Origin of the sequence: Nocardia inohanensis NBRC 100128 (genome assembly GCF_001612945.1) — a bacterium.
Taxonomy (GTDB): Bacteria; Actinomycetota; Actinomycetes; order Mycobacteriales; family Mycobacteriaceae; genus Nocardia; species Nocardia inohanensis.
Genome location: NZ_BDBK01000001.1, coordinates 74,584 through 88,698 on the forward strand (window position 1 = coordinate 74,584; position 14,115 = coordinate 88,698).

13 protein-coding genes are annotated in these 14,115 nt (G+C 68.4%); 7 read left to right on the plus strand and 6 right to left on the minus strand.

The features are described 5' to 3' along the window. Window positions 1-17: 17 nt before the first annotated feature. The 3 genes from NI1_RS00405 to NI1_RS00415 all read left to right on the plus strand — a co-directional run bounded on the left by NI1_RS00405 (window position 18) and on the right by NI1_RS00415 (window position 3,721). Window positions 18-464: a VOC family protein gene (locus tag NI1_RS00405; protein WP_067812976.1), complete on the plus strand. Its 447-nt coding sequence runs from the start codon at window positions 18-20 to the stop codon at window positions 462-464. Window positions 465-483: 19 nt separating this feature from the next. Further along, window positions 484-1,968: a dihydrolipoyl dehydrogenase family protein gene (locus NI1_RS00410; RefSeq protein ID WP_067812979.1), complete on the plus strand. Its 1,485-nt coding sequence runs from the start codon at window positions 484-486 to the stop codon at window positions 1,966-1,968. Between the two features lie 157 nt (window positions 1,969-2,125). Beyond that, window positions 2,126-3,721, plus strand: a complete 1,596-nt coding sequence (locus tag NI1_RS00415) for an ABC-F family ATP-binding cassette domain-containing protein (RefSeq protein WP_084522422.1) — start codon at window positions 2,126-2,128, stop codon at window positions 3,719-3,721. A gap of 66 nt (window positions 3,722-3,787) precedes the next feature. Here the strand turns inward: NI1_RS00415 and NI1_RS00420 are convergent, their stop codons facing one another. After that, complete coding sequence (locus NI1_RS00420) at window positions 3,788-4,843, minus strand: alpha/beta fold hydrolase (RefSeq protein ID WP_067812982.1); 1,056 nt, start codon at window positions 4,841-4,843, stop codon at window positions 3,788-3,790. 214 nt (window positions 4,844-5,057) lie between these two features. On the opposite strand from NI1_RS00420, the gene NI1_RS00425 reads away from it, so the two are divergent. Beyond that, window positions 5,058-5,960: an alpha/beta fold hydrolase gene (locus NI1_RS00425; protein WP_067812983.1), complete on the plus strand. Its 903-nt coding sequence runs from the start codon at window positions 5,058-5,060 to the stop codon at window positions 5,958-5,960. Between the two features lie 142 nt (window positions 5,961-6,102). Here the strand turns inward: NI1_RS00425 and NI1_RS00430 are convergent, their stop codons facing one another. Genes NI1_RS00430 through NI1_RS00450 form a run of 5 tightly spaced genes read right to left on the minus strand, consistent with a single transcriptional unit; the run spans window position 6,103 to window position 11,633 of the window. Then, window positions 6,103-6,342 carry a hypothetical protein gene (locus NI1_RS00430; protein WP_067812984.1) on the minus strand — a complete coding sequence of 80 codons (240 nt, stop codon included), beginning with the start codon at window positions 6,340-6,342 and terminating at the stop codon, window positions 6,103-6,105. Beyond that, a complete protein-coding gene (locus NI1_RS00435) occupies window positions 6,339-8,012 on the minus strand; it encodes a sodium:solute symporter family protein (protein WP_067814943.1) in 1,674 nt (557 codons plus the stop codon). Before NI1_RS00435 ends, NI1_RS00430 begins: the two co-directional genes overlap by 4 nt. Before the next feature lie 43 nt (window positions 8,013-8,055). Further along, window positions 8,056-9,108 (minus strand): extracellular catalytic domain type 1 short-chain-length polyhydroxyalkanoate depolymerase, encoded by a 1,053-nt coding sequence (locus NI1_RS00440; protein ID WP_084522423.1) that lies wholly within the window; start codon window positions 9,106-9,108, stop codon window positions 8,056-8,058. A gap of 13 nt (window positions 9,109-9,121) precedes the next feature. After that, window positions 9,122-10,309 (minus strand): lipase family protein, encoded by a 1,188-nt coding sequence (locus NI1_RS00445; protein WP_067812991.1) that lies wholly within the window; start codon window positions 10,307-10,309, stop codon window positions 9,122-9,124. A gap of 25 nt (window positions 10,310-10,334) precedes the next feature. Further along, a complete protein-coding gene (locus NI1_RS00450) occupies window positions 10,335-11,633 on the minus strand; it encodes a family 1 glycosylhydrolase (RefSeq protein WP_067812993.1) in 1,299 nt (432 codons plus the stop codon). Between the two features lie 118 nt (window positions 11,634-11,751). Here NI1_RS00450 and NI1_RS00455 point away from each other — a divergent pair, with 118 nt between their 5' ends. From NI1_RS00455 to NI1_RS00465, 3 genes are all read left to right on the plus strand, one after another. Next, entirely contained in the window at window positions 11,752-12,369 is a 618-nt protein-coding gene (locus NI1_RS00455; protein WP_067812995.1) for a TetR/AcrR family transcriptional regulator, read from the plus strand. Between the two features lie 171 nt (window positions 12,370-12,540). Beyond that, entirely contained in the window at window positions 12,541-13,263 is a 723-nt protein-coding gene (locus tag NI1_RS00460) for a DUF8020 domain-containing protein (protein WP_157534872.1), read from the plus strand. A gap of 26 nt (window positions 13,264-13,289) precedes the next feature. Next, window positions 13,290-14,045 (plus strand): DUF8020 domain-containing protein, encoded by a 756-nt coding sequence (locus NI1_RS00465; RefSeq protein WP_067812997.1) that lies wholly within the window; start codon window positions 13,290-13,292, stop codon window positions 14,043-14,045. Window positions 14,046-14,115 lie beyond the last annotated feature (70 nt).

Here is a 14,115-nt window from a genome sequence, read left to right on the forward strand (position 1 = left end):
CTGAAGGAGAACACATCATGGATCTGAAACTGGAAGTCATCGTGCTGCCCGTCGCGGATGTGGACCGCGCCAAGGCGTTCTACGTCGATCGGCTCGGTTTCCGGCTGGACGCCGATTTCCCCGTGGACGAGGGTTATCGCGTCGTGCAGGTGACCCCGCCCGGGTCGGAATGCTCGATCATCTTCGGCACCGGCGTCACCGCCGCCGCACCCGGCACCCTGGACGGCCTGCACCTGATCGTCACCGATATCGAGCAGACGGTCGCCGAGCTCACCGCGCGCGGCCTCACCGTCGACGGCCCGTTCCGTGACGAGACCGGCGTCTTCCATCACGCCGGTGCGAAAAGCCGTGTCCCCGGGGCGGATCCGCAGCGCCGCAGCTACGGCTCGTTCGCCGCGTTCACCGATCCGGACGGCAACGGCTGGTTCCTCCAGGAAATCACCCAGCGCGCGCCCGGCCGCTGAGCTGCGAGAAGGTGAAGGCATGTCCGACAAAGAAATGCGTACCTACGACGTCGTGGTGATCGGCGCCGGGCCGGTCGGTGAGAATGTCGCCGACCGCACCCGGGCCGCCGGGCTCAGCACCGTGATCGTCGAATCGGAGCTGGTGGGCGGCGAATGCTCGTACTGGGCTTGCGAACCCAGCAAGGCACTGCTGCGACCGGCGCTGCTCTATCGCGAAGCGGCTCGGTTCCCGGGCGTGGCGAGCGCGGTCACCGGCCCGCTCGACGCGGGCGCGGTGTTGAAACATCGCGACCGGATGGTGGCCGAGTGGAACGACCAGGATCAGGTGGCTTGGCTCGATTCCGTTGACGTCGAACTCATCCGGGGCCACAGCCGGCTCGATGGGCCGCGGCGGGTGACGGTGCATACCCCCGGCGGCGAGACCATCCGGCTCGCCGCCCGGCACGCGGTGGCGGTCTGCACCGGTACCACCGCCGCACTGCCGCCGCTGCCCGGCCTGGATGCGGTGCGGCCGTGGACGAGTCGCGAGGCCACCAGCGCCCGCGAAGTGCCGGGCCGGCTGGCCGTGCTGGGGGCGGGTGTGGTCGCCACCGAAATGGCCGCCGCCTGGCAGGCTTTGGGTGCGCGGGTGACGCTCATCGCCCGCGAACCGCGATTGCTGGGCCGGGTGGAGGACTTCGCCGCCGACCTGGTCGCGCAGCGGCTCCGGGAAGCCGGGGTGGAGTTGCGTTTCGAGACCACCATCACCGCGGCCGAACGCGCCGGTGGACCCGATGACGGCATCCACCTCACCCTCGCCGACGGCACCCGGCTGGTCGCCGATGAACTCCTGCTCGCCACCGGCCGTGCGCCGCGCACCGCGGACATCGGCCTGGAGACGATCGGCCTGACGCCGGGGGAGTGGCTCGGTACCGACGACACCTTCACTGTGACCGCCGTCGCGGGCGACTGGTTGTACGCGGTCGGGGACGTGAATCACCGTGCGCTGCTCACCCATCAGGGCAAGTATCAGGCCCGCATCGCCGGATCGGTGATCGCCGACCGGGCGCGCGGGATGGTCCTCGACACCGGCCGCTGGGGCCGCCACGCCGGGACCGCCGATACCGAGGCGGTGCCGCAGGTGGTGTTCGCCGATCCGGAGATCGCGGCCGTGGGCCTCACCACCGAGGATGCCGCGCGGGCCGGAATCGAGGTGGACGTGGTCGATTACGAGATCGGCCGGGTCGCCGGTGCGATCCAATACGACCCCGCCTATCGGGGCCGCGCCCGCGTACTGATCGATCCGCGGCGCCGGGTGATCGTCGGCGCCACCTTCGCCGGACCGGGCGTGGCGGAACTGCTGCACTCGGCCACCATCGCCATCACCGGCGAGGTGCCGATCGAACGGCTCTGGCATGCGGTCCCGGCGTTCCCGACCATCAGCGAAGTGTGGCTGCGGCTGCTGGAAACCTATCGCGACCGACAGCACCGGACCGGCGACGCGGTGCCGCGGGCCGGTCGGTAGGCTGGAGGGGTGATCATGGAGGAAGTCGACAGACTGTAGCCGCCCGGTCGAAGGCGGCGTATCGATCGCACTCGCTCATCCATGCCTTCGTCCGGCTCCGCGACTTCCGAATTCACTTGTGCCCGCTCGTGCGCGAGCAGGAAAGAGTCGACGAACCATGTCCACATCCATGCAATCAGCGATCATCTTGCAGAATTTGTCCTTCGAATGGCCGGACGGGAGCATCGCGCTCGCCGGGGTCGATGGGACGTTGAATACCGGGCGAACCGGTTTGGTGGGCCGTAACGGGGTCGGGAAATCGACACTGTTGCGGCTCGTCGCCGGAGTGCTGACGCCGACCTCCGGGCGGATCGAAACCAGCGGTGAGGTGGGATATCTGCCGCAGACGCTCACGCTCGGGCGGGATGAGACCATCGCGCAATTGCTCGGCATCTCGGGCGAACTCGCCGCCCTGCGGGCGATCGAGTCGGGGCAGACCGACGAGCGGTATTTCGAGACGATCGGCGACGACTGGGACATCGAAGCCCGGGCCGATGAGGCGCTGCACGAGATCGGTTTCAGCGCGGCCGATCTCGACCGCCGGGTGGGGGAGATCTCGGGCGGTGAGGCCGTGCTGGTGGCCATTACGGGGCTGCGGGTGCGGCGCACGCCGATCACGCTGCTCGACGAGCCAACCAATAACCTCGATCGCGAAACCCGGGCCAAGCTGGCCGGATTCGTGGATTCGTGGCCCGGGACGCTGGTGGTGGTGAGCCACGATCTCGAACTGCTCAAGCATATGGACGCCACCGCCGAACTGCACGCCGGGAACCTGGAGGTGTTCGGCGGGCCGTACAGCGAATGGCGGCGCTATGTCGAGCAGGAGCAGGCGGCGGCCGCGCAGGCGGCGCGCACCGCCGAGCAGGCGTTGAAGGTCGAGAAGCGGCAGCGCATCGAGGCCGAGACCAAGCTGGCCCGGCGGGAGCGCACCGCACGCTCGACGCAGAAGGACGGCGGGATTCCGCGGATTCTGGCGGGCAATCGCGCCAGCCGGGCGCAGGGGTCCGCCGGGGCGATGCGCACCACCCTGGATGCGAAAGTCGTTGCGGCCCAGGATGTGCTGGCCGCCGCGGCGGCTCGGGTGCGGCGGGAGGAACACATTCACCTGGAGTTGCCCGACCCGGATGTGCCGCGCAGCCGGCGCATCGCGGAGCTGCGCGACGGTGACCGGAGCATCGTCATCCAGGGGCCGGAGCGGGTCGCGCTGGTGGGCCGGAACGGTGCGGGGAAATCGACGCTGATCGAGCAACTGATCGACGGCCGGCATCCGGAACGCGGCAGCCTGCTGACCGATCGGGTGGGGTATCTTCCGCAGCGGCTGGACAATCTGGACGAGCAGGCCAGTGCGCTCGACAATGTTCACTCGGTGGCGGTCACCACCCCGCCCGCCGCCATCCGCAATCAGCTGGCCCGCCTGCTGTTGCGTGGTAGCAGCGTCGAACGTCCGGTCAGCACGTTATCGGGTGGTGAGCGATTCCGGGTTGCCCTGGCGCGCTTGCTGCTTGCCGACCCGCCCGCGCAATTGCTGATCCTCGACGAGCCCACCAACAATCTCGATATCGCCAGCGTCGACCAACTCGTGGAAGCCCTGGGCGACTATCGCGGTGCGATCCTGGTCATCAGCCACGACTATGTGTTCCTGCGCCGGATCGGTATCGACACCGTGCTCGAACTCGATCCGGACGGTGGGATCCAGCAGCGCGGCACGCTGTAATCCGTTCTCGGGCATGAAGAAAGCCGTTGGGCTGGTATTCGATACCAGCCCAACGGCTTTCGTGCGTTAGAGGTGATCGGCGTCGATGATCGCCTGGGCGAACGGTCGCGGAGCCTCCTGCGGGACATTGTGCCCGATGCCGTCCAGGACGCGGTGCTCGTACTTCCCGGTGTACTTGCCCCGGTACGGCTTTCCGTCCTTGGCCGCGCCGTCGAAATCGCTCGCCATGGTGATGGCCGGCACGGTGATCACCGGCCCGGACGCGAGCCGCTGCTCGTACCCGTCGTACTGCGGTTCACCCGGCGCCAGGCTCAACCGCCACCGGTAGTTCGAGATGACGATATCGACATGGTCCGGATTGTCGAACGCGGCGGCGCTGCGATCGAAGGTGGCGTCGTCGAAATTCCAAGTGGGAGAAGCCTTCTTCCAAATCAGCTTGTTGAAGTCGTGCCGATTCCTGGTGTACCCGGCGCGCCCCCGCTCGGTCGCGAAATAGTACTGATACCACCAGCCGAGCTCGGCCTCCGGTGACAGCGGCTGCTGCTGCGCCGCCTGCTGGGTGACGATGTAGCCGCTCACCGCCACCATCGCCTTGACCCGCTCCGGCCACAGCGCGGCGATGATATCGACGGTGCGTGCGCCCCAATCGAATCCGCCCAGCACCGCCTTGTCGATGCGCAGCGCGTCCATGAAGTCCACGATGTCCCGCGCGATCGCCGACTGCTGGCCGTTTCGAACCGTCTGCGCCGACCGGAAAGTCGTCGACCCGTACCCGCGCAGGAACGGCACCAGCACCCGATATCCCGCATCGGCGAGGATCGGCCCCACATCGGCGTAGCTGTACGGGTCGTAGGGCCACCCGTGCAGCAAGATCACCGGCTGCCCCGTGCCCGGACCGAATTCGGCATACCCGACATTCAGCACCCCGGCGTCGATCTGCTTGATGGTCCCCAACGAGGTATTCGCCCCCGCCCCCGCCCCCGCCCGGAACCCCTCTCCGCCCGCCGTCACCGGCACGGCCGAGGTGGGCGAATCCGCCGAGCACCCGCTCAGCGAAGCCGCCGCCAAGCTCGCCGCGCCCGCCGCCAGCGCACCACCGAAAAACCGTCTGCTGATGTCCATCTGTACTCCTGCGAAGCTCTCGTCCAAGGGCCGGAACGGTGAGGATCTCGTCTCTCACCGACCCTCCCGACGTTAGGCAGCGCACCTGCCCCGCCACGACCGTCGAATGACGTAACCGGTGACTGCCGGGGTACGTCAGCGCATCGGTCGAATACGTCAATCCAGCGTCATCTGACCGATTCGGCGCCCCGCCCCCGGCGGCGAAGGTATTTCCATGGCTACCCCGACCACTGACACCGCACCGCTCGCACCGGGCGTCCACGTCTTCGATTCCGACGGCATCACCCAGCGCTATCACGTCCACGGCACCGGCCCGGTCTGCCTCGCGCACCCGGGCGGCCCCGGCATCTTCTGGGAATACCTGCGCATGCCGGCCCTGGAGCAGCACCTGACCATGGTGTACGTCGAGGCGCTCGGCACCGGCGAATCCGGCCGCCTGCCCACGCATCCGAACGGATACACCCGGGAGCGTTACAGCCTTGCGCTGCAACGGATCATCGAGAACCTGGGAGTGCCCGAGGTATACCTGCTCGGCCATTCACACGGTGCGTTCGTCACCGCCCACCACGCGATCCACCGCCCGGAACGCCTAGCCGGCATCGTTCTTTACGAGGGCGCCCCCGTCACCGGCCCCGAACACGGCGCGGAGGCCGCGCGCCGCGTCCAGGAGTTCGCCGCCGCCAACGCCGATCGCCCCGAACTGGCCGAGGTGCTCGCGGTATTCGCTGCGATGCAAGACATTTCGACCGATGAGCAGACCGTCGCGGTAGCTCGCGGCATCCTGCCGTCCTACCTCGCCGACTACTGGGCCGACGAGCAGCGCTGGGCCCCGCTCCGGGAAAGCATCCGGGCGAACTACATCTCGGGCCTGGACGCGGACGGCACCCCCGATCTCATCGACGACCGCGCGGACCTGCCGAACCTGACCGTCCCGGCCCTGGTGATCGTAGGCCGCCACGACATCATCTGCGGCCCGCGCTGGGCATCCGAACTGCACCGACTGATCCCGGATTCGCAACTGCTCGTCCTGGAGCACAGCGGCCATATGGGCCATCTGGAGGAGCCCGGCCGCTTCGCCGACGCTGTCCGGAAATTCGTACTGTCGCAGGAAAGGTAACCGCCATGCCCTCGCTTCGTGCCCTCCGGAACCGCGATCGGCCCGATGTGGCAACGCTTTTCACAGGCCCGGCGGCGCTGTGGCTCTGGGCCGAGCTCGCGCTCCTGCACGGGCGAGGGCCCTCCGCCCGGGAGCTGCTCGGTTAGCGGTCGGGAGTCGGATCGGATGGGCCGACCGGCCGCAGCAGGGCCCACAACCAGAAGATCGCGGCGACTGCCAGTAGGGCGGCGCCGGTCCAGAGGTTGATGTTCCAGCCGCCGGTGCGCATCCGGTCGGCGGCGGTGTCGTGGACGGCGGCGGTGATGAGCAGGATCAGCCCGTAGGTTCCGAGCAAGGTGCCGACGATGGTTCGGATATCGAAAAGCATGGTGTCGGTCCTCATCCGATGGTGATGTTCAGGGCGATGACGGCGGCGAGGGCGATGCCCGCCAGCAGGACAGGCCGCTGGTACCAGGGCAGGGTCTCGGCATCGGGGTCGGTGAGCTGGTCTTTCGGCGTCTCGGAATAGACCAGGCCGACCAATTCCGCGGCGGGTTTGGGTGTGGTGCGCAGGCTGACCAGGACACTGACCACGATGTCCACCAGGAAGGCCGCGCCGGCGGCTACGAAACTGACGCCCTGGCCGGACAAATGCAGAACTCCGGTTTCGTTCAGCACGAATACTGTCGCCGCACTGAGAGTTCCGGAGACCAGGCCGACCCAGCCCGCGGTAGGCGTCATCGACTTCCAGAACATGCCGAGAATGAAGGTGGCGAACAGGGGTGCGTTGAAGAACGAGAAGAGCGTTTGCAGATAGTCCATCATGTTGGAGAAGCTGCCCGCGATGAATGCCGTGCCGATGGCGATGACGGTCGCGCCCACGGTCGCCAGGCGGCCGACGGTCAGGTAGTAGCCGTCCGGCTTGTCCTTGACGATGTACTGCTGCCACAGGTCGAAGCTGAAGACCGTATTGAACGCGGAGATATTGGCGGCCATGCCCGCCATGAACGCGGCCAGCAGTCCGGCGATGGCCACTCCGAGCAAGCCGTTGGGCAGTACTTCCTTCATGAGATACAGCAGCGCCTGGTTATAGGTGGCGTCGCTGTTTCCGGTGGTTCGCAACTCGGCGATCTGCGGGATCAGCAGGGCGCTGATCATGCCCGGCACCACGACCAGGAAGGGAATGAACATCTTCGGGAACGCGCCGATGATCGGAGTGCGGCGCGCGGCCGAAATCGAATGGGTGGCCAGTGCGCGCTGCACCTCGACGAAATTGGTTGTCCAGTAACCGAATGACAGTACGAAACCCAGCCCGAGCACGATACCCGCCACGGACAGCGCGCTATCGGTGAAGCCGCTGAGCTCATTGCCAGGCCAGGAATGCAATTGCGCCTCGGACCCGGGCGACAGGGCCGAAACTTTCTCGGTCAGGCCGCTCACCCCGCCGACCCGATGCAGCCCGACCAGGGTGAGCGGCAGCAGCGCCGCGACGATAACGAAGAATTGCAGCACCTCGTTGTAGATCGCGGCCGACAATCCGCCGAGGGTGATGTAGGACAGCACGATCGCCGCCGCGACGATCACCGACACCCACAGCGGCCAGCCCAGCAGCACATTCACGATGGTGCCGAGCAGATAGAGGTTGACGCCCGCGATCAGGACCTGCGCCACCGCGAAGCTGAGCGCGTTCACCAGGTGCGCACCGGTCCCGAAGCGCCGCCGCATGAATTCGGGCACGCTGCGCACCTTGGATCCGTAATAGAACGGCATCATCACCACGCCGAGGAACAGCATGGCCGGAATCGCGCCGATCCAGAAGTAATGCATGGTCGGCATGCCGTACTGCGCGCCGTTGGCGGACATGCCCATGATCTCGACCGCGCCGAGATTGGCGGAGATGAAGGCCAGGCCGGTCACCCAGGCGGGCAGTGAACGGCCGGAGAGGAAGAAGTCGACGCTCGACGAAATGCGTTGTCGCGCCAGCCATCCGATGCCCAGGACGAACACGAAGTAGATGGCGACGATGGCATAGTCGACCGGTGCGGCGTCGAGCCGGAGCGGGGAGCCCGCGATCATGGGGATTTCCTGTCGAGAAGAGGTGGAGCGAGAAGGAGATTCAGGCGGGCGGACGGCATTCGTACCCGTCCGGGGTCCGCTCGATGCGGGAGAAGAACGCCCAGGCGGCTGCCGAGGAGTCCGGACCGCGCGGATCGGTGAAGGGCGCGGAGGCCGGATCGGGGGATCCGCCGAACCAGGTGTGGCCCGCGCCGTGCACGGTCCACGACTGCGATACCGGGCATTCGGCGGTGGGGGAGTCCCAGGTCCGGACGGTGAACGGGTAGCCGTCCGGGACCGCGGTGACGCCGTGCGCGGTCGCTGTCGGCTCGGCGGGAATTCGGTCCGGAATTCCCTGTGCGGCAAGGGTCATATTGTTCGTCACGCGCCACTGCTCGACGGCCTGCTGCCCGCATTCGCCGGGCACCACCGTGTCGGCGTCGCCGTGGAAAGCGATCACCGGGACAACCCGCCGGTACCGCGCCGCTGCCGAGAAAGCCTGCTCGGCAAGGTATTCCGTGCTGGCCGTCGGTAGCGGCGGGCCCAGGCAGCCGAGCGCACCGTGGCCGAAGGCGGCCCCCGAATGCAGGCCGATGGCGGCGTACAGGTCCGGGAAGTATCCGCCGAGCAGCGCCGTTTCGAAAGCGCCCGAGGACATTCCGAGGGCGTAGATGCGGCGCGGATCGACGTGATAGCGCGCGGCCGCGAGCCGGGTCATGCCCGCGATGGCCGCGGCATCACCCGAGGTTCGTGATTCGCCGCCCGGCGCCAGCAGTCCCGACCAGCATTGGCGCTGGAGCTGGTTGAGCGGGCTGCCGTCGACGTACAGCACGATGAAACCGGCTTGCCGGGCAAGAGGATCGAGTCGATTGGCCTGCCGCTGCTGTGCGGCGGTGGTGTTGCAGCCGTGGATCATGACCAGCAGCGCCGGGGAGTCCGGCAGCGTTGCGGGCACGAAGGTCTCATAGCTGTAGGTGAGCCCCGCCGAGGTGAAGTCGCCGGTGTCGAGGCGATCGGGCTCGGCCGGGCCCGCGGCGGCGGTACCGGCGGCGAGCAGCATCCCCGTGAGCACGCCGAACAGCACCCGGCGTGCGGTGTTATCGAGTAGTGGCATAGCTCAACGGCTTTCAGCGAGCGGCCGGTGCCGTGGCGGCGAAGCGCTCCAGCAGGAAGTCCTGCGCTTCGGGCATGTGCCGGACGCCGTCGAGGCCGTGTTCACCGAGCGGGTGGCGGACGGCGACCACCGTTGCGCCGCCCGCCCGCCACTGCGCCACCAGGCCGTCCCCCTGGCTGACCGGGACGATCTCGTCGGTCATCAGGTGATAGTTGTAGATCGGCATGGTCGGGGCGGTCGCGCCGAGGGAGTTGGCGCGCAACAGGTCCGCGAGCCGGGGATCACGCAGGGGGTCGGGGACGACGCTGTGATCGGAGAGGCGGCGGAAGGCGAAGCGGTGCAGGTTGTCGTCCACGCAGGAGTTGTCGGCCGCGGTCAGCAGGGCGCGGCCGCGATCGTTGAGCAGGGTGTCGAGGGCAGCCTCCGGGAACTCGCGGTGGAAGGAGACCAGCAGGCCCGCGTTGAAGCCGGAGAAGAGACCGCCGTCGAAATAGCTGGTGAGCGCGGGCAGGTCGGCCGGTACGCCGCCGAGCGCGGCCCCGGCGAAGGTGAGCTCCGGAGCATAGGTGGGGTGCAGTTGCGCGGCCCAGCCGGTCGCGGCCGCGCCCCCGGAGTAGCCGTCCAGCGCCCAGACCGCATTCGGGCCGACGCCCGCCGGAGCGAATTGCGCGACCGCCCGAACCCCGTCGAGGATGGCGTGCCCCGATTGCGGCCCGGTCAGGAAGGCCGATTTGGGTCCTTCGAAGTCCGGTACCGCCACGATCCAGCCGCGCGCCAGCATCTGCTCCACCGGTTCACCGGATTTCAAACCGCCCGTGGCGATTCCGTACGAGGGCGCGCACCGGGTGCCGGTGGAATCCTCCGGTATCTGCTCGGAGACGACGGGGCGTTGCCCGGGCCCGGTCCACGGTGCGGTCGGCACCAGCACGGTCGTCACGGCCAGCTCGGGTGCGTCATGCGAATCGTTGGTGCGATAAGACACCTGCCAGGCCCGCACCGGGGTAGCGAACGCGGCGGTGACTTCGCGGCTCGCCACCGGTTGCCCGTTGGCATAGGACGCCAGGTCGGCGGGGGCCGAATAGAACGAATCCGCGTCGGGCACAGCGGAACCCGCGACGATGGGTGGAGTGCCGGCCGCGGCGGGGACGACAGCGGTGCAGGCGGCGGCCAGGAGCGCGGCGGCCGCGTATCGAACGATCATTGCGGGTCCTCCTCGGGAAAGCGGATCAGCCGGCGGGACGCAGGCAGCTGGCGGGCGCGTCGACCAGCGAGCACCGGGTAGCCGGATGCACCGGCCGGTACTCGCCGGGCACCCCGCCCTGCGCGATGACCCTCCGATAGGCGTCGACGGCCGGAGTGGGGACGCGAGCGAGGCTCGGATCGTTCTTGACATCCACCGTGTAGAGCCCGAAACGCGGTGTGTAACTGCCCCATTCGTAATTGTCGGTGAGGCTCCAATAGTTGTATCCGATGACGTTCATGCCGTCGTGGACCGCGCGCTGCACCCAGTACACGCTGTCGGCGAGATGGTCCGTGCGCTGATATCCGTCCGGCCGGGTCGCCCCGTTCTCGGTCGGCATGCCGTTCTCCACGACGTACAGCGGCAGCCGGGGATAGGTCTCGGCGTAATGCCGCAGCGCGTAGTACAGCCCGTCGGGCGCGGCGCTCGCCCGCCATGGTTCGGAGAAGACATTCGCGTAGCTGAGGTCGGCCGGCGACATCGAGTAGTAGTAGTCCAGCCCGAGGAAGTCGAGCTTGTCGGCGATCCGATCCAGGAAGGTGGTGTCCACGGCGGATTCGGCGACCGGGAAGTAGGCCACGTTGGACGAGACCAGCGCATCGGGGCGCACGGTGTGGATGTAGTCGTAGATCTCCCGGTGCACGCTCACCCACCGATCCATGGCGGCGGGCAGTTCCGCCGGCCCCAGCCCGCCCACCTGCATCTCCTGGAACGCGTAGGCGGACGGCTCGTTGATGGTGATCCACAGCGGATCGAACCGGGCGTAGCGGTCCACCACGCGGCGGGCGTTCGCCAGCCAGTCGGCGCTCATCTCCGCGCGCCGCCAGCCGCCCTGCTCGAAGGCCCAGCCCGGATACACCCAGTGATCGAGGGTGATCATCGGCCGCATCCCGGCCGCGCGCACGGCATCGATCACCTCGTCGTAGAAGGCCCAGGCAGCCGGATCCTGTTGTCCCGGAGCGGGTTCCAGTCGCGCCCATTCGACGCTCATCCGGAAGACACCGGCGCCCAGCTCGCGGGCCCGGGTGATGTCCTCGCGGTAGCGGTGCAGGAAGTCGACCGAGGTGCCGATCGGATCGCGGGTCTTCCCCGAGGCCGCGTAACGCGACCAGTTGCTGTCGGGTGACGTGCCCTCGGATTGGAAGCCCGAGCCTGATACACCCCACAGGAAGCCGCCGGGTAGCGCTCCCACTGGCGTCTCGCCCGGGGGCGCGGCGGTCGCGGGCGGCGCGGAGAGCATGGCCAAACCCAATGCGACAGCGGCTATTCCGGCTCTGCGGTGCATGAACGCTCCTGAATTTCGATCGGCCACCCGCGGTGGCGGAAGAGACTGCGGGCGATAGTAGCTGACCGATTAGTTGGTCGGCCAGCCCGAGCCGGAAAATCGCCTAGGCTTCGACCTCATGGCGACCACCGACTCCTCCCAGCGCTCCGGCGAACTGGCCCGCGCGAAGATCATCGACATCGCGTTCGAGCACTTCGCCCGGGACGGCTACCGGGGCAGCTCGCTGGGGCGGATCGCCGGCGCGGCCGGCATCTCCCAATCGGGCCTGCTGCACCACTTTCCGAGCAAGGCCGCGCTGCTGCAAGCGGTGCTCGCCACTCGCGACGTGCGCGATATGGAGTCCACCGGATCCGCGCCGGAGAATCTGGCCGAGATGGATTTCGCGGCGCTGCTGGAGTTGTTCGAGCAGGTCGTCCGGCACAATGCGGCCAATCGCGACCTGGTCCGGCTGGCTCACCTCACCGCCGCCGAGGCGGTGGGCGCCGACCATCCCGCGCACGAGTGGGTGACCGGCCGGCAACGGTTCCTGCACTCGCTGATCGAGGCCGCGCTGACGCGGGATGCCGCGGCGGGCAGCGTCCGGCCGGATGTGGAGGTGCGCACCGTGACCGATCTGCTGATCGCCGCCATGGAGGGGCTCGAGAATCAGTGGCTGCTCGACCCCGAGGTCGATATGGTCGGATCCTTCCGGCGTTTCTGCGCCCATCTCCGGGTCGTGGTCGCGCCCGCCCCCTGATCTGAATTTCCGCACCGGGAGTCCCGGGGAAAATTGCGCGATTCGCTGACCGACCGACTAATCGGTCGGTACGCTAGCCGCGATCACGAGCCGCTCGATCGGCGATGGTGTGGCACCGCCCGCAGCGGATCGGCATCACTCGTGATCTCCCAACGAAAACCGAGGAATCCCATGAAAAGTCGTCGCACCGGCATGATCGCGGCGTGCTTCGCCGCGGGCGTCGTCACCACCGTCACCGCTGCCGCCACCGCGAACGCCGCTCCCGAACCAGCTGTCTCACCGGTCAGCTACCACGCCTCCGTCGCCGAGGGCACCGTGGTGGTGAGCCTGGAACACGGCAGCTTCACCCGCACCGAGGCCGCGGACGCGGTACGGATCCGGGATGCCGCCGGCGCGGAGCTGGATTCGCTACCGCTGACCTATCTGCTCGACGAACAACGGCTGCCGATCCGGGACGAGATCTCCGCCGACGGCCGAACCCTGCGCCTGACACCGGATCTGGCCACGCTCGACCGGCGCGAGCTGCACCCGGTCGCCTCGCCGCTGGAGAACCAGCTCGCCATGAACGATCTCATCAACGCGGTCAGTATCGGCACCTCGGTGGGCAGCCTGATCGGCACCGCCATCGGCGCGGTGCTCGGCGTGGGCGTCGGATTCGCGGTGGCGGGTGCGTCCTGCCTGGTCCTGAGCCTGGGCTGTGTGGTCGCGGTACTGCCCATCGTCAGCCTGGTCGGCGGTGTGGGCGGGCTGGCCGGACTGGTCCTGGGCGGCGGGCCCACCGCCGCCTACGCCCTCTACCAGTACGTCACGGCCCTCAATGCCGCACCCGGGCAGAGCATCTACGCCCAGCACGTGCAGGGCAAGCCCGGCGTGCCCGCCGCGGCCGGGAACTGACCCGGCGATCCGCGAGAGAGTACGAAATGAAGCTTCGCTCAACACTTTCCGTCGCATCGCTGGCGGTATGCGCGATCACCGCGACCACCGGAACCGCCGTCGGCGAACCCGCGGTGGAACCCGCAGTCAGCGCGGCGGTGGCCGGTGACTCCGTCATCGCGCTGCTCGATCACGCGCTCTTCGCCACCGCCGCCGACGGGCAGTCCGTCGATATCCGCACCCTCGACGGCCGGACCGCCCTCAACCTGCCCGCGGGCTTCCTGCTCGACGGTCAACGGCATCCGATCCGGTATCGGATCATGGACTCCGGGCGAGCGCTCGCGCTCACCCCCGATACCGGGTTGCATCCGATCGCCTCGCCGATGGAAGAACAGCTGGCGCTCAACGATTTCGCCACCGATATGACCCGGGTGCCCCTGGGCGCGATAGCGGGCACGGTGATCGGCGCATTGGCCGGCGCGGTCATCGGTCTCGGGTCGTGCCTGGTGGTCGGTCCCGCCTGCCTGGCCACCGCGCCCGCCGCGATCGCCGCGTTCGCCGGTGCGGGCGGACTGGCGGGCACGCTCGTCGTCGGCGGCGCACTGCTGGCCGACGGGTTGTGGAAGTACCTGACCACCGTGCAATCCGCGCCCGGGGAGAGCGCCTACGCCGGGCGCGGCGGCATGCTCGATCCGAACGGCACCGGCGTCCCCGACGCGAACCTGCGCCTCCCCGGCGGGCTCTCGTCGGGCAGCAGCTCCGGTTCCGGTAGCGGGTCCGCCTCCGGGTCGGGCGGCAACTGACTCCTCGAAAGAGGCAGCGCGGGACGGGTTTTCATCCCGGCCGGATCCTCATCTCCGGTTGGTATGAAGC